The sequence below is a fragment of the Cytobacillus sp. EB106-05-05-XG126 genome (assembly GCF_058791715.1).
The window spans coordinates 23,418-46,139 of record NZ_JBYTDU010000006.1; the positions used below are offsets into that span (position 1 = coordinate 23,418).

23 protein-coding genes, 1 riboswitch and 1 other annotated feature are annotated in these 22,722 nt (G+C 40.6%); of the genes, 2 read left to right on the top strand and 21 right to left on the bottom strand.

The genetic code is table 11. The features are described from left to right. Positions 1-5 precede the first annotated feature (5 nt). The 9 genes from AC3WTL_RS17355 to AC3WTL_RS17395 all read right to left on the bottom strand — a co-directional run bounded on the left by AC3WTL_RS17355 (position 6) and on the right by AC3WTL_RS17395 (position 10,073). The gene (locus AC3WTL_RS17355) at positions 6-1,505 is read right to left on the bottom strand and encodes a sodium:solute symporter family protein (RefSeq protein WP_242069081.1); all 1,500 of its coding nucleotides are present in this window, start codon (positions 1,503-1,505) and stop codon (positions 6-8) included. A 14-nt stretch (positions 1,506-1,519) separates the two neighbouring features. Beyond that, a complete protein-coding gene (locus AC3WTL_RS17360; RefSeq protein ID WP_048009635.1) occupies positions 1,520-2,386 on the bottom strand; it encodes an N-acetylneuraminate lyase in 867 nt (288 codons plus the stop codon). A gap of 27 nt (positions 2,387-2,413) precedes the next feature. Then, complete coding sequence (locus AC3WTL_RS17365; protein ID WP_492369797.1) at positions 2,414-3,091, bottom strand: N-acetylmannosamine-6-phosphate 2-epimerase; 678 nt, start codon at positions 3,089-3,091, stop codon at positions 2,414-2,416. 566 nt (positions 3,092-3,657) lie between these two features. Next, a complete protein-coding gene (locus AC3WTL_RS17370; protein WP_492369798.1) occupies positions 3,658-4,224 on the bottom strand; it encodes a DUF4256 domain-containing protein in 567 nt (188 codons plus the stop codon). Positions 4,225-4,301: 77 nt separating this feature from the next. Continuing rightward, positions 4,302-4,424 carry a hypothetical protein gene (locus AC3WTL_RS17375; RefSeq protein WP_492369799.1) on the bottom strand — a complete coding sequence of 41 codons (123 nt, stop codon included), beginning with the start codon at positions 4,422-4,424 and terminating at the stop codon, positions 4,302-4,304. A 618-nt stretch (positions 4,425-5,042) separates the two neighbouring features. Beyond that, on the bottom strand, positions 5,043-6,305 hold the full coding sequence (locus AC3WTL_RS17380) for a cation:dicarboxylate symporter family transporter (protein ID WP_048009638.1): 1,263 nt from the start codon (positions 6,303-6,305) through the stop codon (positions 5,043-5,045). Positions 6,306-6,418: 113 nt separating this feature from the next. Further along, positions 6,419-6,569: riboswitch (cyclic di-AMP (ydaO/yuaA leader) on the bottom strand. Positions 6,570-6,780: 211 nt separating this feature from the next. Further along, positions 6,781-7,389 carry a dienelactone hydrolase family protein gene (locus tag AC3WTL_RS17385; protein ID WP_492369800.1) on the bottom strand — a complete coding sequence of 203 codons (609 nt, stop codon included), beginning with the start codon at positions 7,387-7,389 and terminating at the stop codon, positions 6,781-6,783. Between the two features lie 151 nt (positions 7,390-7,540). Then, the gene (locus tag AC3WTL_RS17390; RefSeq protein ID WP_492369801.1) at positions 7,541-8,494 is read right to left on the bottom strand and encodes an NAD(P)H-dependent flavin oxidoreductase; all 954 of its coding nucleotides are present in this window, start codon (positions 8,492-8,494) and stop codon (positions 7,541-7,543) included. 853 nt (positions 8,495-9,347) lie between these two features. Further along, complete coding sequence (locus AC3WTL_RS17395; RefSeq protein WP_197214167.1) at positions 9,348-10,073, bottom strand: DUF421 domain-containing protein; 726 nt, start codon at positions 10,071-10,073, stop codon at positions 9,348-9,350. A gap of 243 nt (positions 10,074-10,316) precedes the next feature. Here AC3WTL_RS17395 and AC3WTL_RS17400 point away from each other — a divergent pair, with 243 nt between their 5' ends. Continuing rightward, entirely contained in the window at positions 10,317-10,850 is a 534-nt protein-coding gene (locus AC3WTL_RS17400) for a GNAT family N-acetyltransferase (RefSeq protein WP_222499889.1), read from the top strand. A 75-nt stretch (positions 10,851-10,925) separates the two neighbouring features. Here the strand turns inward: AC3WTL_RS17400 and AC3WTL_RS17405 are convergent, their stop codons facing one another. The 12 genes from AC3WTL_RS17405 to AC3WTL_RS17460 form a co-directional block, all read right to left on the bottom strand. Beyond that, a complete protein-coding gene (locus AC3WTL_RS17405; protein ID WP_226619638.1) occupies positions 10,926-11,348 on the bottom strand; it encodes a VOC family protein in 423 nt (140 codons plus the stop codon). A gap of 56 nt (positions 11,349-11,404) precedes the next feature. Next, positions 11,405-12,430, bottom strand: a complete 1,026-nt coding sequence (locus AC3WTL_RS17410) for a DUF4871 domain-containing protein (protein ID WP_492369802.1) — start codon at positions 12,428-12,430, stop codon at positions 11,405-11,407. After that, positions 12,414-12,968 carry a sigma-70 family RNA polymerase sigma factor gene (locus AC3WTL_RS17415; RefSeq protein ID WP_226619640.1) on the bottom strand — a complete coding sequence of 185 codons (555 nt, stop codon included), beginning with the start codon at positions 12,966-12,968 and terminating at the stop codon, positions 12,414-12,416. The genes AC3WTL_RS17410 and AC3WTL_RS17415 overlap by 17 nt, the downstream gene beginning before the upstream one ends. A 158-nt stretch (positions 12,969-13,126) precedes the next feature. Further along, positions 13,127-13,360, bottom strand: coding sequence for a hypothetical protein (locus AC3WTL_RS17420; RefSeq protein WP_248349188.1), 234 nt, complete (start codon positions 13,358-13,360; stop codon positions 13,127-13,129). Positions 13,361-13,435: 75 nt separating this feature from the next. Beyond that, on the bottom strand, positions 13,436-13,609 hold the full coding sequence (locus AC3WTL_RS17425) for a hypothetical protein (protein WP_197214161.1): 174 nt from the start codon (positions 13,607-13,609) through the stop codon (positions 13,436-13,438). Between the two features lie 47 nt (positions 13,610-13,656). After that, a complete protein-coding gene (locus tag AC3WTL_RS17430; protein WP_226619642.1) occupies positions 13,657-13,950 on the bottom strand; it encodes a DUF5316 family protein in 294 nt (97 codons plus the stop codon). Positions 13,951-14,065: 115 nt separating this feature from the next. Continuing rightward, positions 14,066-14,515 carry an NUDIX hydrolase gene (locus AC3WTL_RS17435; protein WP_252220769.1) on the bottom strand — a complete coding sequence of 150 codons (450 nt, stop codon included), beginning with the start codon at positions 14,513-14,515 and terminating at the stop codon, positions 14,066-14,068. 383 nt (positions 14,516-14,898) lie between these two features. Next, complete coding sequence (locus AC3WTL_RS17440; protein ID WP_492369803.1) at positions 14,899-15,429, bottom strand: GrpB family protein; 531 nt, start codon at positions 15,427-15,429, stop codon at positions 14,899-14,901. A gap of 124 nt (positions 15,430-15,553) precedes the next feature. After that, positions 15,554-16,111 carry a cysteine hydrolase family protein gene (locus tag AC3WTL_RS17445; protein ID WP_222499902.1) on the bottom strand — a complete coding sequence of 186 codons (558 nt, stop codon included), beginning with the start codon at positions 16,109-16,111 and terminating at the stop codon, positions 15,554-15,556. 165 nt (positions 16,112-16,276) lie between these two features. Continuing rightward, complete coding sequence (proS, locus tag AC3WTL_RS17450; protein WP_492369804.1) at positions 16,277-17,713, bottom strand: proline--tRNA ligase; 1,437 nt, start codon at positions 17,711-17,713, stop codon at positions 16,277-16,279. Between the two features lie 54 nt (positions 17,714-17,767). After that, positions 17,768-17,983, bottom strand: a binding site (T-box leader). A 79-nt stretch (positions 17,984-18,062) separates the two neighbouring features. After that, complete coding sequence (locus AC3WTL_RS17455; RefSeq protein WP_492369841.1) at positions 18,063-21,137, bottom strand: efflux RND transporter permease subunit; 3,075 nt, start codon at positions 21,135-21,137, stop codon at positions 18,063-18,065. Positions 21,138-21,404: 267 nt separating this feature from the next. Next, positions 21,405-22,007, bottom strand: a complete 603-nt coding sequence (locus AC3WTL_RS17460) for a TetR/AcrR family transcriptional regulator (protein ID WP_492369805.1) — start codon at positions 22,005-22,007, stop codon at positions 21,405-21,407. Positions 22,008-22,252: 245 nt separating this feature from the next. On the opposite strand from AC3WTL_RS17460, the gene AC3WTL_RS17465 reads away from it, so the two are divergent. Further along, entirely contained in the window at positions 22,253-22,669 is a 417-nt protein-coding gene (locus tag AC3WTL_RS17465; protein ID WP_222499908.1) for a DUF1284 domain-containing protein, read from the top strand. Positions 22,670-22,722: the final 53 nt, after the last annotated feature.

Below are 22,722 nucleotides of genomic sequence, written 5' to 3' on the forward strand. Positions count from 1 at the left end.
CCATTTTACGCTGGTTTTTTTCTATCATAGTATGTCAGATTTTCATCTTCAGCTTTGCTTTTTTGCTTGAATAATAAGCTAAAGACATAACCGAACACGATAGAAGCAATTAAATTAATGATGGAATAGGCCCATAAAGTAATATCAGTAAAGTAAGACACATAGACTGCAAGGGCTGCTGTTGCGAAGAAACCGCAGATGGCCCCTTTCGCGTTTGCTCTTTTCGTCATGACTCCAAGCGTGAAGGTACCTCCGATGATACCCAATACTAATCCCATCAATCCATTAAACCAGGAATAAGCATCTCCAACATCTGTGTAAATCAGGACAATGGCAAAAGCAATGGAGAAAATCCCTACAATTGTGGATACATTACGCGCCATTTTGGTGCTTTTTTCATCACTCATATCTGGTTTAAGAACTTTCTGAATATCCAATGTCCAGCTTGTCGCCACACTGTTCAAGCCCGTTGAAAGTGTTGATTGTCCCGCAGCGAATAATCCGGCAATCAGCAAGCCTGAAATTCCTGCCGGCAGCTCAGCCACGATAAAGTTGGCAAAAATCAGGTCGGCTTTACCTTCAGGCATCGCACCTGCCTGCTGCGTATAAAATGTATATAAAGCTGTTCCGATAAAGAAGAATAATGTTGCCGTACCAAGTGACAGAATACCATTTAAATAAGTCATTTTATTCATTTCTTTTAAGTCAGTGGTTGTTAAATAACGCTGAACCATGTCCTGACTTGAAATATATGAGAATGCAGTTGAAATCCCGGCGCCAAAAATAAGAAGTAGAACACTGTTATTGACAAAGTTCGGATCGAAGAATGGTGTATCCGTAAAGAATTTCCCGTCTTGCGTACCGACACGGACCACTTCTCCAAATCCGCCATCAATGGAGAACATCAGCATAATGAGGGCAAAAATACCTCCGCCGATTAAGACAACACCCTGGATGAAGTCTGTCCAAAGCACTGATTTAATTCCTCCAAAGGCTGAATAGATGGTTGCCACTACACCCATGAATAATACGATCAGTACAGCATTGATGCCTGTAACAGCCGCTAATGCTAACGCCGGCAGATACATAATAATGGACATGCGCCCAATCTGATAGACGATAAAAAGAAGGCTCCCAATAACGCGCAGCTTTGTATCAAAGCGGCGCTCTAAATATTCGTAAGCTGTATCTAAATTTAACTTCCTATAAACCGGAAGGAAATAATAAATCGCGATTGGCACGGCAATAAATAAACCTAATTGTGCAAACCACAGCTCCCATGATCCTAAATAGGAGTTTCCGGCTAAGGATAAGAATGAAATCGGACTTAATAAGGTTGCGAATAAGCTGACAGATGTCACCCACCAAGGAATAGAGCCATCCCCTTTGAAGAACTCTTTTCCCTGCATTTCTTTTTTGGCAACTGCAATCCCTACCCAAAGAATGAACAATAGATAGGCAAATAATATAACGTAATCAATTACAGCAAATGATCCAGTCATCATTTATCCCCCTGATATTACAGATATTTTTCCGCAATCATTTTCGCACGCTGAACTTTGTCCTCTTCAAGCGCTTTCATTGGCTTCCTGCATACACCTGCATCAACGCCTTGTGTCTTCAGGATCTCTTTAATCGTCTGGTATAAGCCGTTATCTAAAATCTCGCCGATTAAATCATTGGTTACTTTTTGAAGCTCCCTTGCTTCTTCAATCTGGCCATTTTGTGCCAGTTCAAAAATTTGCTTGGCACGCTCTCCATTTACATTAAACGTACTGCCAATTGCCCCGTCTACATTCAGGACACTTGCCGAAAGCAGCATTTCATCAAATCCCGAGTAGATGAGCTTATCAGGATAAGCATGGCGAAGTCTTTCCAATAAGAAGAAATCAGGTGCTGTAAATTTCACGCCGATTACTTTTTCATTCTCAAAAAGCTCTCCAAATTGCTCAAGATTCATGCTAACCCCTGTTAAGGCTGGGATAGAATAGATGATCATTTTGTTGTTAACGCTTTCTAAAATGGTGTAATAATAATCTTTAATCTCCTGGAAATCAAACTTATAGTAGAATGGTGTAACAGCAGAAATAGCATCATAGCCTAAATCTGTTGCAAATTGTGCTAATTCTACTGCTTCATCAATATTTAATGAACCCACCTGAGCAATCAGTTTAACCTGATCTTTAGCTTCATCTTTTACAATTTCAAAGATTTGCTTTTTTTGTTCAGTGGAAATCAGAAAGTTCTCACCTGTACTTCCATTAACATACAAGCCATCTACCTTTGAAATTTCGATATTGTAACGGACAATCTCCCTTAATCCCTTTTCGTTCACCCTTCCGTTTTCATCAAATGAACACATCAACGCTGTAAAAATTCCTTTCATCTCGAACACCCTCATTTCTAATTTTCACTAGTAGTTTTGTATAGCTTTTGCAAATTTCTCTGTAATTAATTTCGGACGTGTAATGGCACTTCCTACAACAACTGCATGAGCTCCTAATTCAATAGCCCTTTTTGCTTTTTCCGGTGTATCCATATTTCCTTCCGCTATAACAGGAACTGAAACATGGGATATTACTTGTTCCAGTAATTCCAAAGGAACAACTCCTTCCGAATAAGGAGTATATCCCGCTAAAGTGGTTGCCACAATATCAACTCCGGCTTTTTCAGCTGCAAGCGCTTCTTCTAATGTAGAAATATCAGCCATAAACAGCTGGTCCGGGTACTTGGCTTTCACTTCTGCAAAAAACCCCTGAAAACTTTTTCCATCCGGACGGACTTGCTTTGTTGCATCAAAAGCAATGATATCCACACCTTCCTGATACAGGTCATCTACTTCTTTTTCCGTTGCCGTAATATACACTCCGCTGCCGGGATAATCCTTTTTAATAATCCCAATGATGGGAAGATTGACCTCCTTCTTGATTGCACGGATATCTTTCACGCTGTTTGCTCTAATTCCGGAAGCCCCTCCTAGCTTTGCTGCAAAAGCCATCTTACTCATAATATATGAATCATGAAGCGGCTCATCTTCAAGGGCCTGACACGAAACTATTAATCTGCCTTTTATCTTATCTAATACATCCATAATACCTCTCCTACCTGTCATTCCTTTGATGCTTCCATAACGGCAATCATCCCTGCACAAGAAAATGCTCAGAAAACGTTTTCATATCGTCACTATATCACCGTGATATTTAATTGTCAATTTTATTTTTAAAAATGACAATTTATTATCAAAATAAATGAAAATTTATATCATTGTAGAATCCGAGTCAAACAAAAAAATGCAAGATTCTTATTTATAAGGAAGCTTGCATTAGAATCTATTTTAATTTGTATTAAATGATTTCAGGATCTCCTTCATCTAAATTTTCAACTATACCGCTCTGACTTTCACAGTAATACGATGCCCTCTTTCATAGTTGAGTATAATCTCGGCTGCTTGTTTACCCATAACCTAACTGTCTATATTTACAATGTTGCACATATCTTCAATATCAGCCTTAATAATGGTCTTCATCCTACTTCTCCATTATCAGTAATATCAAGGCAGTTCTACAAAAATAGCGTTAATCCCTTCCCGGATTAACGCCTCAATCAATATGAGTGCACTACTGACCCTTTCTCTTTTTACTTAGTTTTTCACTGAACCTAAACTCTCAAGGAGCCGCGGAACCCCCTTGCAGCATAGTAGGAATCAGCTCCATTGTGATACACAAACACCGTATCGTAGCGGCGGTCACAGAAAAGAGCCCCGCCAAGTTTTCTGATATGAGCGGGTGTCTGCACCCAGCTCGATGTTTTCTTATCAAAAGCTTCAAGCTCCTGAAGCTCCCGGTATTGCTCTTCCGTTAAAAGCTCAACGCCCATGGCAGCTGCCATATCCATCGCACTGTTTTCCGGCTTATGTTTTTTCCTTGCCTCCAGTGCTTCACGATCATAGCAAATACTTCTGCGGCCCTTAGGACTTTCAGCTGCACAATCATAAAATATGTATTCGCCCGTCTCTTCATCATACCCGGCAACATCCGGTTCGCCGGCCGTTTCGTCCATTTCATTCAGCGACCATAACTTTTCAGGATTAGCCTCAAGCTTAGCTTGTACATCTGCCCATTCCAGCCCTTCATGCCTGTGCATATTCTTTTCAAAACGTGCTTTCAATGTTTGCAGCAATTCATCCTGCTGTCCTGGTGACAGCACCTTGCTTCCTTTTGTCATATGAGTACCTCCTTTTTTCTCCATTATAATATAATTATGACCCTAAAGGGCTAGTTGATAAAAGCTGGAGCCGCATTTTACTTTTCATATTTGGCTGTTTCGCCGGTTTCCCTTTTTTTGTTTGCTGCTGCTCTTACTTCGGACTTAAACCCGGCGTTTTCCCCTTCCTGAGTCCGAACCTGAACCAACTTCGGACTCAAACCCGGTGTTTTCCCCTTCCTGTGTCCGAACCCCAACCAACTTCCGACTCAAACCCGGTGTTTTCCTCTTCCTGTGTCCGAACCTGAACCAACTTCGGACTTAAACCCGGCGTTTTCCTCTTCCTGTGTCCGAACCTGAGCCAACTTCGGACTCAGACCCGGCGTTTTCCCCTTCCTGTGTCCGAACCTAAACCAACTTCGGACTCAAACCCGGCGTTTTCCCCTTCCTGTGTCCGAACCTGAACCACCTTCGGACTTAAACCCGGCGTTTTCCCCTTCCTGTGTCCGAACCTGAACCACCTTCGGACTCAAACCCGGTGTTTTCCTCTTCCTGTGTCCGAACCTAAACCACCTTCGGACTCAAACCCGGCGTTTTCCCCTTCCTGTGTCCGAACCTGAACCAACTTCGGACTCAGACCCGGTGTTTTCCCCTTCCTGTGTCCGAACCTGCAACTACTTCGGACTCAAACCCGACGTTTTCCCCTTCCTGTGTCCGAACCTGAACCAACTTCGGACTCAAACCCGAGGATTTCCTCTTCCTGTGTCCGAACCAGAATTATCCTGCTCCACAAAAAAAACACTAACAAACGATACCATTTGTTAGTGTTTCCAAATCTATTATGAAGCTTGTTGTTCAAATCTTTCTTCTGCTGGAGGGTTGAATTGCCCTTCCCACTTCGCAATAACTATTGCCGCAAGTGAGTTCCCCACCACGTTAACTGCTGTGCGTCCCATATCAAGGATACGGTCGATGCCGGCAATAAAGGCAAGGCCTTCTGCAGGCAATCCAATGGTACTGAATGTCGCCAGCAGCACCACAAAGGATACGCCCGGTACACCCGCCATTCCTTTCGATGTAACCATCAGCACTAACATTAGCGTAATTTGCTGTCCGATGCTTAATTCGATCCCAAACATCTGGGCAATAAATAAAGAGGCAATCGCCTGATATAAAACAGATCCGTCCAGGTTAAAAGAATAGCCTGTCGGAATAACGAATGAAGAAATATGTTTCGGGCTTCCCGCTTTCTCCATTTTGTCCATAATTCTTGGAAGAACTGTTTCCGAGCTTGCTGTTGAAAATGCCAAAATTAATTCCTCTTTGATCATCTTCAATAATTTAAAGATGCTGAACCCGACAATTTTGGCCATGACTCCCAGAACAACTAGAACAAAGAAAATCATCGATCCATATACAGTAAGCGCCAGCTTGCCTAATGGAATCAGTGAGGCGAAGCCATACTTGGAAATTGTGACACCAATTAAGGCAAATACCCCGATCGGCGCATACTTCATAAATAGATTCGTTACATAGAACATCGCCTTAGCTGTACCTTCGAAAAATCTCAGAACCGGCTTTCCGACATCTCCAATTGCAGCGATTCCGAGTCCAAATACAACAGCAAAGAAGATAATCGCCAGCATATCGCCTTCAACCATGGCTTGTACCGGATTAGTAGGCACAATATGCAAGAATGTATCCGCTACAGACTTGCCTTCCTGCTCTTTATTGGTTTCGACATAGCTTGAAATGTCACTTTGCTGCAGGCTGTCCATATTCAGGCCGGCACCTGGCTGAAATACATTCCCGGCGATTAAGCCAACCACAATGGCAACCAATGTCATGCCGATAAAATAGGTCAATGATTTACCGCCAAGCTTACCAACGGATTTTAAATCACCTACACCAGCAATAGCAACGATAATCGTGGATAGTACAATAGGAACCACAATCATTTTAATTAAACGGATGAACAGATCGCCAAATGGCTGTAAGGCACTTTGCGCTGCTTCATTACCGTAAAAGATACCGCCAACCACAATCCCCAGGACAAGACCGATAAAAATTTGAGTGGCTAAACTTAATTTAATTCTTTTCATCAATTACCCTACCTTCTTGTTTAGTTTTAACATGCTGCGCAGGCAAGGGAAACAAAGCTGATCTCAAAAAAAAGAAAATCGACAATTGTCAATTCACTCTGATTCATATTCTCTTCTGTTTCCTTAAACGCTGACGAGGTTAGCTTTCGGGTTAGGACTGCGGAAACAGTAAGCCCTTCCATCTTTCGGATTCACCCCGTGCGGAAACTCCGCCGTAAATAATGGGTCCCCCGTTCTTAAAATAAGATTAAGCATAGAACACTAAATCATTATATTATCCCAAGATAATTTTTGTAAATAGTTAAGTATTCCCGGTATAAAACAAAAAAGCACTTGGCTCCACCTGCGCCAAATGCCATGATAGCCACACATGCTATCCCCGCTACATCTAAATTAGCATCTTTGTATTAAGAATATTGAACGGGCTTGTAAACTTTTCTTAAATATCAGGTGATAACGAGGGCATTATAATATCTCAATCAATATGCAATAAAAATTCCAGCGTTTTGCTAAATGCTTCTTGTTCTGATTTTACATCATACCTTGAGGAATAAGGATCACTGAATCCGTGTTTCCCAGTAAATTTATGTGCTTTAATTTTCTTTTTCTCCAAAGCCAATACTAACTCATCGACATTAAAAGATTGCTCTTCCTGCGGAAAAAACAGCATGGCAGGACTCCGGGGTGTCACCTCTAAATAGTCCCTAATCCTTGAACCATAGTATCCAACAATTCCATCAACACAATCTTCCTCGCTGCACAGCCAGGCAATAGTTGCACCTATACTAAATCCAATGATATATATTGTTTCGTATTCATCTTTAACATCCAATAATAAATCTTTGACTTTACGAGCCGCTCTATCGAAACCAACATGTTCCATAAAGTGATGATAAGCGGCTTCCTCTTGCGAATAATCAAAAGGTTTCTCTCGCTCTAGTAAATTGGGGCATATCACTTCAAAATTCTGCTTGGTTAATAATTCGCAAAAACTCTTTATATGTTGATTTATTCCATAGATTTCGTGGATTACGAGTATTAAAGAATTAGAATTACTATCATAACTATGATCCTTATTCTTCATTTTTCTTCTCCCATTCATTTTTACACTTTATTCCATCGTAAGGTATTCTACATTAATATGATTTAATCATCCATCCTCTAAACACCCTTTTAGATCAAAAAAAGAGCCGCCTATTTGGCAGCCCGACTTTAAACAGTGCACCATTATGACATTAAACACACGCTTCATATTCCCGTTTGATCTTATGAATGATCGTCTGAACAGGCAAAATCTCGTTAATTTCATGGACTCTTGCCCCCGCAAATACGAGACCATTCTCACAGTCCCCCTCCATGGATGTGACCAGAGAATCCAATGTGCAAAAGCGGTAGGAGCAGTTTTTCAGACAATCGATGCATTTCTTGATTTTCACCTTTTTATTGTCAGATATTTGTTCAGTAAAGTTATTCTTAATGGCACGGCCTTCCAAACCTACGGTGGTTTTCACCATAACGATATCTTCCTGTTTGGCATGTACATATTTTTCCTTGAAGGATAGGGGTGCATCACATTCTTGACTTGCGACAAACCTGGTTCCCATCTGAACACCGGAAGCACCGACACGAATGGCATGCGCGATATCTTCTCCTGTCATGATTCCCCCTGCAGCTATGACAGGAATCTTAACAGCATCCACGACTTCCGGCAAAATATCGAATAACGGCCTTTCGGTCCCTAAATGTCCTCCCGCCTCATTGCCCTCTACGACAACAGCAGAAGCTCCCAGCCGTTCAGACATTTTGGCCAGCCTTGCAGATGACACAATCGAAATGACCGGTGTCCCGGATTCTTTGCCCCAATTGTACATATCTCTAGATATTCCTGCACCTGAAATAATGAAATCCACCTTTTCCTCAATGGCAGCCTTCATTTTTTCAGCAAAATCATTCATGGCAAATAAAACATTCACCCCAATATAGCCCTCACTCTTGATAGCTGCCCTGGCCTTTCGTATATGAAGCCTCAGCTCTTCAATGCTAATTCCTGTTCCTGAAATAATTCCAATCCCCCCGGCATTCGCAACCGCTGATGCCAGACTGCTCAACGAAATCCCTACGCCCATTCCCCCTTGCATAATGGGAAACTCAGGCGTCATATGACCGATTTTTAATTGTGGAAATTTCAAAAGAACTACCCCATTTCATCGCCAATTTATTTCTTCTTCATTATTGGACGAATGGGGTTAATTGAATAGTGACAAACATAATACCTGGTACTAAAATCAGGTATTATTTCCGCGATATTCACAGAATGTTCAATATTTCCCAAACCAGAGACATATCTGGAATCACCACCGATGCTAACCATAAAAAGATTTTATCTGCCTCTTTGAAATATACGATGTAACAGGTAAGCTAAACATAAATAAAGGATCATGATTGAAAACACTTTATTTATGGAAAGCTGTTCGATCAGAGGTGTGTGCGTTGAACGATCCGAAGAAAAGATAGACCACCAACTTGGTTCAGGGAATAGGACAGATACTATAGCCCAAATGCATAAGGAACATAACACTAAAAAACAATATAACTTCATAAGCTCCCCTCTTTTAGAAAGCAGTACCAAACACCGATTTAATTGAGCTAACAGTCTTTCCGGACAAAACGGATAGGTCATCTTATAGTCCGTTTTTCTTCGTTTCTAATCTAATTCCTCTATTTTTATGTTATCAGTCATCCAATCTACTAAATCGTTTGTCTGAAGTTCGATATTAAAAAAATAACGTTCTGCATTCCCCCCTATCATCATACTGGATCAAAGTTGTTGTGATCCCGTTGAGATTTACCGGTACGATGATAAATCCGAAAGCAGTTATATACCTAAAACCTTTCTGTTCCCTCCACATTTGGGGTCCAAAAATAATAATGACAAAGTAAAGAAATCACCTCTTTATTTAGCTCATACCTGCATATTCAATAAAAAAGCAATTTCTCCTTTGAAGGCCTTGTCCGGGTGCTCATTCAGCCATAACAAGAAAGTTAATGATAGATAGGTGGTATGGATTCTGCTTGTTCATTTTTCATGGAAATATGCAGCTCTTTCTTAGAGCTGATAGAGGCAAAAAATATATCCCCTAACACGGAGACCCCCTTTCTGGAAAGCTCCCGTTCGAGCCAGTCCCTATCCAAACCTAACTGCTTAAGTACCGTGTTGTATACCACTCCCTCAACAATCACCGGAAAAGCTATTTGATTGGAACTCTCGGTAATGTTCAAATCTCCAAGTGTTGCAGGCATTTGGGAAGGTTTTAATTGGACACTTAACATACCGCTTCCTTCGAGCACCCCCATCTCCACATTCTGGATATCAAAAATATCTTTCTCCCTAAGCATTTGAAGAATGTTATCGATCGTATAGTTAGTCCTTCTTAAATTGGCCTGAAGCAATTTCCCCTTATAGATGACAATCACCGGTTCGAAAGTAATCAATTTTCCTATTTTCCTGTTCGAAATTTTTACTTTCCCGATGATTCTCTGAAAGATGCCGATGGCAATGATGGCAAACCCAGTTTCCAGATGTCTGACAGACGGATCTGCGATATCCGCCCCAGCCACAGCACCTAATATAAGAATAACCAGGTAATCGAAGATCGGAAGCTCCCCTATCGAGCGTCTTCCCATATAAAGAGTAATAAAAAGAAATAGAGGCAGAATGGTAATAATTCTTCCTAATATTAAAAGACAATGATAAAAAAAATCACCCATATTTTACTCCTTTTGTTGTATAGTGTTCTTATCTTTTCGGTCTCTGAAGGAGATTATACGGCAGAAAGGGGCCTTCGAAAGGATTTTGACCATCGCAGCATAACTAAATAAAATGAAACACACCAAATTGGAGGTTTTTGTTTGTTGAACTTATGTTTAGAGCTGGTGAAGTAACACTTTCTCCATGAGAAAGTGCCATTTATATTGAAACTTTATCATCACATAAAGAACAGGAGACTATAAATGGATATCTTAATTCGGCAAGAACTCCCTGCAGACTATAATTCGACTGAAGAAATGGTAAAAGAAGCTTTTTTACATGAAGAATACAGCGACAAAACAGAACATTTTCTTGTCAAAAGGCTCAGAAATTCAGATGCTTTCATTTCAGAGCTTTCTTTGGTCGCGCTGAATCCTGCTAAAGAGGTTGTGGGCCATATTCTTTTAACTAAAATCAAAATATCGGATGGTGAAAGAGCGGAAGATTCTCTTGCACTTGCCCCCGTTTCTGTTCGTCCCGGTTATCAAGGAAAAGGCATCGGCAGTCAATTGATTCGTACCGCACTTAACAAGGCAAAAGAGGCCGGATATCAATCCGTAATCGTTCTGGGCCATAAAGATTACTATCCAAAGTTCGGCTTTAAGCCAGCCAGCCTTTGGAATATCCAGGCCCCGTTTGAAGTGCCTGATGAAGTGTTCATGGCTCTGGAGTTAACAGAGAATGCTCTTAAAAATACTGCCGGGGTTGTTCATTATTCAAAAGCTTTTTCAGAATAAGAGGCTGGATAAAAAAGAGCTGCCGATCAACAAGCTTGATTGGCAGCTCTTTTACCTTGATAAGGGCATTGGAACTTATTCTGTAAATTCCCAAGCAGGATTCCAGACCACTTCCCACAAGTGTCCATCTGGGTCTTGAAAATATCCGGAATATCCACCCCAAAAAGTCTCATGGGCTTGAACCGTAATAACGGCACCCGCACTCTCTGCCTGTTTCATTACCATATCTACCTCTTCTTTACTCCCAACATTATGCCCAATCGTAAATTCAGTTGGACTTTTTCCTGTCTGGTTCATATTGGTATCATGAGCGATATCTTTTCGATTCCAAATTGCCAGTTTTAATCCAGATTGCAGATCAAAAAATGCCACAGCACCATGCTCGAACTCTCTTCCTACTATGCCCTTTGTTGGAAGCCCAAGACCAATTTGATAGAAATGTAAGGACCTTTCTAAATCATCTACACCTAATGTGATAACTGAAATCCGCGGTTTCATATAAGACCTCCCAATAAACTTGCAAATCTTTGCGAAGAAAAGATCATAAAGCATCATCATTCATTTATATCGTAAATCAATTGATCGAATAATTCCCCATCCACATAAAGCAAAATGGCCCACTCACCCTTTTTGGGAAACTTAACAGATGATGGTGTATGGGCATCCGCCCCGTTGTTTGGACCATATGCACGAATGGTCCATCCCATGCCATTTGTTAAAATGGGATGAACTGTTTGCGATTCTTTATGAAAGCCAACGATAGTCAAGTCTGCATTCTCAACGCCCCATAAATGCCACATCCACTTTTGGCCGTTTAAACTGGGCATGTCAGCGCCAATCACACCGGACTTGTTTTCATTTCCAATTATGCCCCTGTCGCCGAACTCCACAGCTTTTCTCTTCCAATCAATAGTGTCAAAATCACTCTCTTGAACAAAATCCGGTATATCCTCAGGCAGCGTAATAGGGTCATCCTTAGCTTTTTCTGCTACACTGACCACTACATCCCCATAGGATTTGCCATCCAGGTACACTTCAAACTTCCACAGGCCTTCGTAAGGAAGGCTGAATGTCGTCGTGAACCGCTGCAAACTTGAGTACCCCGGAGAAGGTTCTATTATTTTTTGCTGAGGTAAGACTTGTATTCTTTCGCCAGTTTCTTTATGAAAGGCAGAAATGGAAAGCTCTTTTCCTTTATACGTGTTAAAAGGCTCCTGGAAACTAAAGATATAGCCATAAGGCGTTCCAGCTTTCAGATAAGGATCGGGTAATATGCTAAATATCATCTTTTGATTCACCTTATATTCATGCCGGATGTTCCATTCACCAGCCGTACCGCCATGTATCTGGTTTTGATCCTGCCTGACCCATGTCTCAGTTGAAACTAAGAAAGCTAAAAGGCAGATGGCAAAAGTGGATATGGCAAAAATAACGAATTTATGAGGCTTTTTTGTTGGCTTCTCTCTTCTATCGGAATGGAGTGCTTTTCTAATATTTATTTTTTGAAATTCCGTAAAGTGCTCGCCCTTGTGAGTTGTCGAGTCCATTGCCCGCCGCAGCTGCCTAAGCTTGCTCTCCATTGTATCCCCGCCTCTCCATCATTTTTTTTAACTTCATCCTGCCTCTGCTCAATCTCGTTTTAATCGTATTTTGGTTTACTCCTATTAATCCCTGGATCTCTTCAATCGAACATTCTTCATAATAATAGAGAGTAACAACTTCCCGATACTTCACAGGCAAAGACAATACACACAAGGAAAGAAATTCTTCCTCGCTGCGCTTCAGCAGTTCCTTTTCCGGAGGCAACTCCTTCGATGAAAATAAAGAAAACAGGCTCGAATTAAGCACTACTTTCCGAAACGCATGACTCTTCAAGACATCTTTTGATCTATTAATAGCCAATCGATAAATCCATGATTTAAAGGAGATCACTTCATCGATTTTGTCGTAATTTTGGTAACATGTGATGAATACATCCTGAACAATATCTTCAGCCAGCTTCCAGTCTTTCATATAGTTATAAGCAAGCTTCGTGAGCCGTTCACCGTACTCATTCATTATCATCTCAAGCCAAACTTCACGATTTTCTAATGAATCATTGTCCCTGATCTTTCTCACACACTCCCCACCCCATTTTCACTTTAATGCTAAGACGAATGAGTAGGATATAGGTTTCATTTATTTTGAAAAGGCACCTGCCTTTGAACCCATCCATATTTGCCTCTTCAAAGACCTGTTTGTTTAAAAAGAAGAAGCCGCCTGGATTGGCAGCTGTGTTATTCATTTTCCCTCATTGAAAACAAATAAATAATTGCAATGATAACGGCAATAATGGAAGTGATTACAGAATATCGAAAAATAGTAAAAAAGAACTCAGGATATGGTGTTATAACACTTGAAGTCATACCATCGACATCTGTTGTGCTTGCGATCCGCTTCATAAAGGCCACTAATAAGAAAAAGGAGACAATAAATGAATAAACGCCTGTTTTCACTATGATTTTCTCCATAAATTCACCCCTAAACTTTCCTTGACTTGCGTTTTCAACTGCATAATTGGAACCACGAACAATTAGTTTATGAAATTACTGAAATCCGCCTGTGTCCTTATTATCTCCCATTAAATAATTTGAACTTTCCCCTGGCTTTGCGTTCGGATTTGTTGGGGTAAGAGGGTTATTTTTGTTTCTCCTGCGTCTCCAATCAATAAACAAAGCAAATAATATAATTCCTGCAATAAAAATTACTAACCACCACATAGGTTCACCCCCCTATTTTGAAAGGCGCCTTTATAGATAAACAACTCTCAGTTTAAGAAAAGATAAAGAAGCAGCGCAATCATAATATTTGGCAGGCCAATTAAAACTGAGCCTATGCTTGTTCTTTTCCGCTTTCGTTTTTCTTCAGGAAAATCATGTGCTTCCAAGCCTGCCCTCATCCGATGGGGACCAGCTATAGAACCTGACATAAGAACAGACATGGCTATAAAAAATAATCCAATGGCTCCTGTCACTAAGTAAGCCTTATTTAATTCCCAAAAACCAAGTGATAATAAAACACCAGTTATTGAGAAAACAATCCCGATAGTTAGATGTTTCAACACACCAAACCTCCTTTATTACTAACTATACGGCTGAGATCTTAAATTGTTTCAATTTTAAATTTATTATGAATACCAATGAAGAAAAAAGGGAGCTCCTCTTCGGAACTCCTTTCTAAATAGAATTAATATAATCTTTAATCACTTTACGATCTGGAGGACTTATATTCGAGGGAATCTCATGGACATGAAAAAAACGCAAATTTTTAACCTCTTCGCTATCCATTGTAAGTTCTCCATCATAGTTGTTGCAGATATAAGCGGTGATGACATTATATACTTCATCACCGTGAGGGTATTTATAGTAAAATTCTTCTCCTGAATAAATATTAAACAACTGCAGATCATTTGCTGTTAACCCAGTTTCTTCAAGCAGCTCTCTCTTAGCCACCTCTTCCAATGTCTCTCCAGGCTCCAGAGAACCTCCGGCCAATGCCCAACAGTTATTATCCATTCTTAACTGCAGCAACAGCCTGTTATTCTTATCCAAAACGATAACACTTGCCCCAGGAATAACAAGAGGACGGCTTCCAACTATTTTTCTTAAATCCATTACATAACCCATAGTAATCTCCTATATATAAGACTTTCCTAACCTTATTCGCTGCGTGGAAAGGAAATCCTTTAAACAATATGGAATTTTATGTTAATATATAAATAACTAACAGGCAATGATTTCATTAACGAAAGGAGGATTTTTATGAGCCCCAATAATAAACACACCACAAAATCATTAGGACTTTCATTGTTAATAACTATATTTGCCTTTTACAATGTGAATACCCCTTATACATCAATACTCTTCGTGTCTGTTGCTTCGTTCATAAGCATTTATTTGATTTCAAGGATTACCGCAAAAGCATATCAAAAGTTTCTAACACACACTGACTATAATTAAAAGTTCCTTACAACCCCAATGCCTAATGGTAAAGGAATGAAAGCAAACCGCTATTCCTCGGGATGGAAGTCCCTTACACCTGCATACCAATCAAGCGCCTTCTGCTCCATCCCTTTCACAAACACCTTTTTTGCCTGGCTATAATCAGCCGTGTCTTCAAACCTTTGAGCCAATTCTTCCTTAAACTTCGTATACCTTGCTGCTTCACGGGGATGGGTCCGCAGATAATCTCTAAAAATAAGATGCCGTTCTATTTGGGGGTTATCAAATTGATAGAAATGTATATGATGAGATCGGTTTTCCCCGCCTTTACGAAATAATCTTCTCCCTGTAATGCCCCATTCCCCGGCAGAGTCATATCCAAGCTTCTTCATCTTCTCATTAAATTCATCTATCTTCTCGATGTTTCTCACAATACACATCATATCGATTACAGGCTTTGCCTTCATCCCCCGGACTGCGGTACTCCCGAAATGTTCACATTTAATGATTTCATCTTTAAAGATGGATTTTAGGAATTGTGCTTCTTTTTGATACATAGGGGCCCAGTTATTGTTAAATTCCGTAAGACGAATCTTCATATGGCCACCTCTGTTAGATAAGCTTGAATGTGTAACTCACATATTAAAAATCCCAATTTCTCATCAAGAAATTGGGAATGCATTTCAACGAGGAATATCCTTAAACTATAATTGAATTTACCTATTACCTATAAGAATCATGTATTGGATGAAACAAGTCTTCCGCTGCATTTCTGACAACTGAAAAGTGTTCCACATTGTAATGGCCATGAAGAATTTCATTATGATGCTTAATAATTTGTTCCGCACTTAAAGTATCGCTATCCGTTGTTGAATGTCCATCACCTACTAATGTGACATCCAATCCATTAATAGTTGCGGTTCTCACTGCACTGTCTATACAGTGCTGGGTTTTGCATCCCATTATTACAACATGCTTGACCTTTTGAGATTTCAGGTGATCCAGGAGTCCCGTTCCATGAAAAGAATTGGTTGCCGCTTTATCAAAGTACTTTGTTTCTGCAGGCACAATAATTTCTTCGTGTACCTGAAATCCTTTTCCTTTCCCTTTCGCAACATCTAAATCCCTTACAAAGACAACTGGAACACCTGATTGTTTTGCTTTATCAATCACTAAATTGATATTCCCAAGAAGGTGCTCTTTATTAATAACTGCACTTTCTTCCTGATTCCCATCGATTAACTCTTGCTGGGCATCAATAATTAATAAGGTTTGATTCAAGCGGCTCTCCTCTTTCGTTATCTAAATTTTTAGATATTTTTGATTATAACACAATATCCAGATTAAAAAAATTTGCTTTGAAACCATAAGAAATAGGCCGCCTGAATGAGGCGGCCCTAAAAACAATTGACTCTGAAAGATCACGTTATATTTCACATTCCAAGTTTAGTATGCTCGAGCAAACCAAACCGTATGCTTCGCTTCTTTGCCACAGTGGATGCATGTATCTTTCGTTGCCGGCGGGTTGAACGGAATGTTTCGTGTCGTGAATTTCGTTTTTTCTTTTACACTTTCTTCACAGGCGTCATCACCGCACCATCCGGCTAAGATCCAGCCTGGGATGGCATCATTTTGTTCAGATTGGGCAATGTGCTGTTCTAATTGCTCGATAGTATCGATATGTGTGTGTGAATGCTCCGCGCGGAATGCTCTTGCTTTTTCTAATAAACGAGTCTGCATCGTTTCAAGCTCTTTTTTGATGCTTTCGATAATCGAATCAAGCGGTACGGCCACTTTATCACCAAGATCACGCGCCTTCATTAAGCATTGATTTTGGTCTAAATCACGAGGGCCAAGCTCTATGCGGACAGGCACGCCTTTTAGCTCCCACTCATTAAATTTATAGCCTGGTGATTGATCGGAATCATCAAGGCGTACACGGATTCCTTCCGCCTTTAATGCAGCAAACACTTCATCTAATTTCTCCATAATCGCAGGGTTCTTTTTCCATGGGCCGACTGGAATCAGCACGACTTGAGTCGGTGCTACTCTTGGAGGAAGAACAAGGCCTTGTTCATCACCATGAACCATGATGACAGAGCCGATTAACCGTGTGGATGTACCCCATGATGTTGTATGGACAAAAGTATGTTTATTTTCTTTGTTCAAATATTTAATATCAAAAGCTTCCGCAAACTTCGTGCCCAAGTAATGGGAAGTTCCCGCCTGTACCGCTTTTCCATCCTTCATCATCGCTTCAATGGAGAACGTATCAACCGCACCTGCAAAGCGCTCGGATGGTGTTTTTTGTCCATCATACACAGGAATGGCGAGCAAGCCTTCTACCACTTCTTTATAAATCTCGAGCATCTGCATCGTTTCCTGGCGCGCTTCTTTTTCGTCCACATGCGCTGTATGGCCTTCCTGCCATAAAAATTCTGACGTGCGGATGAAAGGAAGAGTTTTCTTCTCCCAGCGGAATACATTCGCCCATTGATTGATTAAGACTGGCAGGTCCCGGTAGCTTTTAATCCAATCGGAATACAAATGTCCAATCATCGTTTCAGAAGTCGGACGCAGCGCCAGACGCTCTTCAAGCTTCTCTCCTGCCGCTTCTGTGATCCACGGAAGCTCTGGCGAGAACCCTTCAATATGATCCTTTTCCTTTTGAAAAAAGTTCTCCGGAATCAGCATCGGAAAATAGGCATTGCGGTGGCCGGTTTCCTTAAAACGCTTATCCATCTCTGCCTGAATATGCTCCCAAATTTCATAGCCATCAGGCTTAAAGGCGATACACCCGCGAACAGGGGTGTAATCAAATAAATCTGCTTTTTGTATCGTTTCCAGATACCATTTTGAAAAGTTGTTGGTGTTATGAGACATCTTCTTTTCCTCCTGAAAATATTTTTAAGAATAAAAAAAGCATAAAGAGTCCTTCAAAAGGACGTCTTTATGCTAATAGACGCGGTACCACCTTAGTTCGGCTTTTACAAAATCTAAAGCCCTCTAATCGTTAATAACGAAACGACCCGGTTAGCTTTTTCCTAACATCTCCGTGGCAGGTTTCAATAAGGAGGGGTGATATAGCTCTCAGCCCAGGCTATATTTTCTGTTTCACAATCCTTATTTACTTGATCACATCATTGATTACATATATATGATAATATACCAACTTGTGATGAGTAATTCAATACAGGCAGAAATAAATTCCTGATGGAGTGTTCCCTCCATCCTATTTACCGTCAGCTCTTCTCTCTATCTTAGACGTCTTCAGGAAAAATAATTCATACACAACAGGAACAATAATTAATGTCAGCAGTGTGGATGATGTTAAACCGCCAATGACTGTTACCGCAAGGCCCTTAGAAATAAGTGTTCCTGATGAGGTGGTCAAAGCCAGCGGGATTAATGCGGCAATTGTCGCAAATGCTGTCATTAGAATTGGTCGTAATCTTGTTTTCCCTGCTTCAACTAACGACTCTCTAATAGGCAAACCTTTCGTTCTGTTCTGTCCGATCCTGTCGACAAGCACAATCGCATTCGTTGTGACAATTCCAATCAGCATCAGGAAGCCAATCATCACACTTACAGAAAGAGGCTCATTAATCATGTAAAGTGATACAAGCGAACCAATTGGAACAAAGATAAGTGATGAAAGGATAATAAATGGAATACGGGCTTTACCAAAGGTAATCAGCATGGTTAAATACACAAGCCCGATTGCCACAAGAATGGAAATCCCCAGTGATTGGAAAATCTCCACTGTTTCATCGTTGCCTCCGCCGCTCGTTAAGGATACTCCATCCGGCAGATCAAGCTTTTCCACTCCCGCCTTTACCTCTGATGATACTGCCTGCACATCATTTCCTTTTACCTGGCCTGAAACGCGGGCATAAACCTTACTGTCCAGTTTCTGAATCGATGTGAAGGTATCGATTTCCTTTACCTCAGCCACCTCTGAAAGGGGGACTGGTCCTCTTTTAGAAAATAGGGTAACCTCTTCCAATTCTTCTTTTGACCTGAGTTCTTTATCAAAGGACAGCTGAACCTCCTGCTCCTTATCATCGAGCAGCAGCGTCCCGACATTCACAGGCTTCGTCTGATCGCTGACAGTTCCAAGAATCTGGAATCCCGACAAACCATATTCACTAGCTTTCTCAGAATCTATTTCCACTAAAAATTGCTTTTGTTTTTCACTGAAGTTGTTCGTAATATATTTCAGATCATTATTTTCCTGCATATACTCTTCCACTTGCTTGGAAGCCTTCTGCAGCGCCTCTAAATCATTGGAAAATAAGTCGATATCCACATTATTATTTGAAGGAGGCCCGCCTGTTTCCAGCTCCTGGACACTAATCTTCAAATCAGCGTTTTCCTCTTCTGAGATATCTTCTATTTTACTTTCAATTGATTTAATCGTTTTCTCCACATTTACATTATCTTTTAAGTTAACAAAATAGCTTGCTTTGTTTTCAAGCCGCAGTCCTGTGGCAAAATCCCGGGCTCCTATAGCGGCTGTGACATCTGCCGCTTCTTTCTGCTCATCCAGCATCTCTTCCACCTTCAGTGAGATGGTATTTGTTTTTTCCAGTGAAGCGGATGATGGCAATTCAATCGATGCTGTCAGCGTTTTGGACTGTTCATTAGGAATAAACGTAAATCCTAAAGAAGGCACAACCGCTAATGAACCAACAAGCAATACGAGCGAAATAAATAAGATAACTAACTTGTGATTGAGCGATTTTTCAATTAAACGGCCATAAAACCTCTGAAGAGCTCCCTCTTTTTCATCAGCCGGCACTTTCTTGAACGAAAATTTTGCCAGGATCGGCACAATCGTGATGGAAACCAGCAGCGATGCCAAAAGGGAGAACACGATCGTTAAAGCAAAAGGCAAAAAGAATTTCCCTGTAATCCCGCCAACAAAACCGATCGGAAGAAATACCACAACGGTCGTTAATGTTGATGAGGTGATCGCCTTTAGGATTTCTTTGGTGGATTCTAAAATAATTTTATCGGACATCCCCTCATTGGATTTGCGGACCCGCCTGAAAATATTTTCGATGACGACGATACTGTCATCCACCACACGCCCTACAGCCACAGCCATGCCGCCAAGTGTCATGATATTCAATGAGATGTCCATTTGGTTTAGAAAAATCGCTGCAATCAGAATGGACAAAGGAATGGAAACGACTGCGATAATGGTCGCTCTGGCATTGCGCAGGAAAATCAGAACCGCAATGGATGCAAATAGTGCCCCCAACAGACCTTCTTTGACTAAAGTGCTGACAGATTTTTCAATATCCTTGGCAGAGTCTATGCCAATCTCGTAGTCGAGCTGATCATCGTATTTTTCAAGTACCTTCGTTACCTTGTCTGCCACTTCAACGGTGTTGGCTTCCTGTTTTTTTGTGATTGCCATGGATAATGAATCTTTGAGATTATAACGTGCTAATTCACTTTTATCTGTTATTGGCTCAATGTCTGCAATATCCTTTAGGGAAATACCGGCAGATTGCTGGGTGCCCTGCTCTCCGCCGCCACCGGCACCTTCAGCTGGAGCGCCGCCAATAGCAGGCTGAAGCTGAAGATTTTCCAGATTTGCAATAGAATCAAGGTTTTCTTCTACACGGATCGGGATTTGCTCTTCACTTTCCGTTAGCTCACCTGCCGGGAAAGAAAGGTATTTTTCATTGATCTGCTCTTTAATGCTGCTGAGTGATAATCCTGCTTCTGCTGCTTTCTCTTTATCGACCGTAATTTGCACAAGATTATCGGTTAAGCCTGCAACAGATACGCTGTTGATTCCTTCTATTTTATTTAATTCAGGAATGACATCATCCTTCATGACAGCCTCTATGCTTTTCCCGTCCTTGCTGAAAAAGGAGATATTATAAATTGGAAAAGAACCAAAAGAGAGCCGGTTTAATTTCACTTCAGCCTCTTCAGGCAATCCGGCTTCATCAATAACCGAATTCACCTGCTGTTCCACTTTATCGAGATCTGTATCAAATGGAAATTCCAGGTTAATGATCCCAATGCTGTCATAAGCAGAACTGGTCATCTTCTTTACACCCTCAATGGAATCAAGCTGATCCTCAAGCTTCGAAACTACCTGTTTATCCACATCAGATGGAGATGCACCAGGGTATACCGCTTCAATGGATATCTGCGGGAACTCAATATCAGGAAATTGATCCACTTTTAATTTTGAAAAAGAGTAAATACCGCCAGTGATTAATAAAAATGAAATGATAAAGACCGCAGCGGCATTCTTTAAACTGAACTTTGTTAAAAAATTCATCATTTATTCTCCTTTATAATTAATTTATAAAAATATTATACAAAAACTATACAAACCTATCAATTGATAGACTGTTTCCAAAAAAAAACTTTAACATGCCACTTTGTTAAAGTTACTAATCGTTATTCCTTTGACGCCGATAAAGTGAAACTTCAATCAGTGGGGGGGCTTTTCCCCCGCTGATTGTTAGTTGAACCAATCGGGCCTTTACGGGCAGTTTGACCTCACTTATCCTCCTTTGATTCCTCTGAGTCTTGAAGGGGGGGCTTACTGCCCGTTAGACTGCGATAAACCATAAAGAATCACTTTGATATAAAATCTGGCTTGTTCTTTCGCCAGGCTTTCTTTCAATTTGTAATCCGTATTCCTTGATGAAATCAGACTTAAAAGCAGGTACGCCGATGAAACCGGGTCAGATCCTATTTCCCCGGGATCCCTCAGCTTTTGATCTTTAATGCCTTTTTCAAAGATCGAGGCAATAGGATCCTGATAAGACTCCATCCACCATTTCCGAACGGTTCCCTGATGCTCCTGATCTAATTCTTTTTGAATATCATGAAACATCTGGCCCATTGAAGGAGGCTTATTGATTAAAATATAATAAGTGACCTGGAATAAGCATTCTTCAATATCATCCTCAAAACGCTTAATAATTCTGCTTAATGCATTTTGCATATCAACCAGTTCAGTCCTCAGCACTTCCATATAAATGGCCTTTTTATTGGAAAAATGATGATAAAGGGTAGGCTGCGTAATGCCGCAGGCTTCAGCAATTCTTCTCGTGGAAACCGCCCGATACCCTAAGTCCATAAAAAGCTTATGTGCTGCTTTCACAATTTTTTTATGTGTATCGCTTGCATTTAGTAACATAAGCAAAATCCCTTTCAAGTAAGCGAACCCTATCACTTGATAAGATTATAAAAACCAAAGTGAAATGCGTCAACAATCAATGTGCTCATTTATAAAGTTAACATTCCATCCTACTACATATTCCCATTTCTCCACTTTTCAATCAAGGTTCTAAGGCAAAAATATATGATAATATAAATAATTATGTTAACCTATTTATCATTTCAGTTTACCAATATATCTAATCTAAACAATGGGGGGATATTATGTATAAGCTGCGTGGCCATCATCTATTTTGCCTACTGGGCTATCGGGGAATGGGCTACTCTCAGGAATATGTGGAAAATATGACCCGTATGCATCAAACCTTGAGAGACAACCCCAGGACATGGATACAGCTTGTTAAAGGGCCGGATCACCTGTGTGAAAAGTATCCCAACTCAGGTGAATACCATTGTGAACACGATGATATTTATGAAAGAGATGCTGTTATTCTGGAGAAATTAGGCCTTAATTTCGGACAAATTTTGTACTGGCAGGATATCGAGTCAAACATCCAGAAGTATGCTCTCCCCTCAGATATACAGACTGTTTGTGAAACTTGTTCTTGGCGCTCTTATGGCGTTTGTGAAGAAGGTATCCGGGATATTCTTGCAGGGCAGGGCTTAAGGGAAGTAAAATAAGCCCCCTATTAGAATCTAAAATGGCAATATCCATTAAATTAACCTCTCCATCC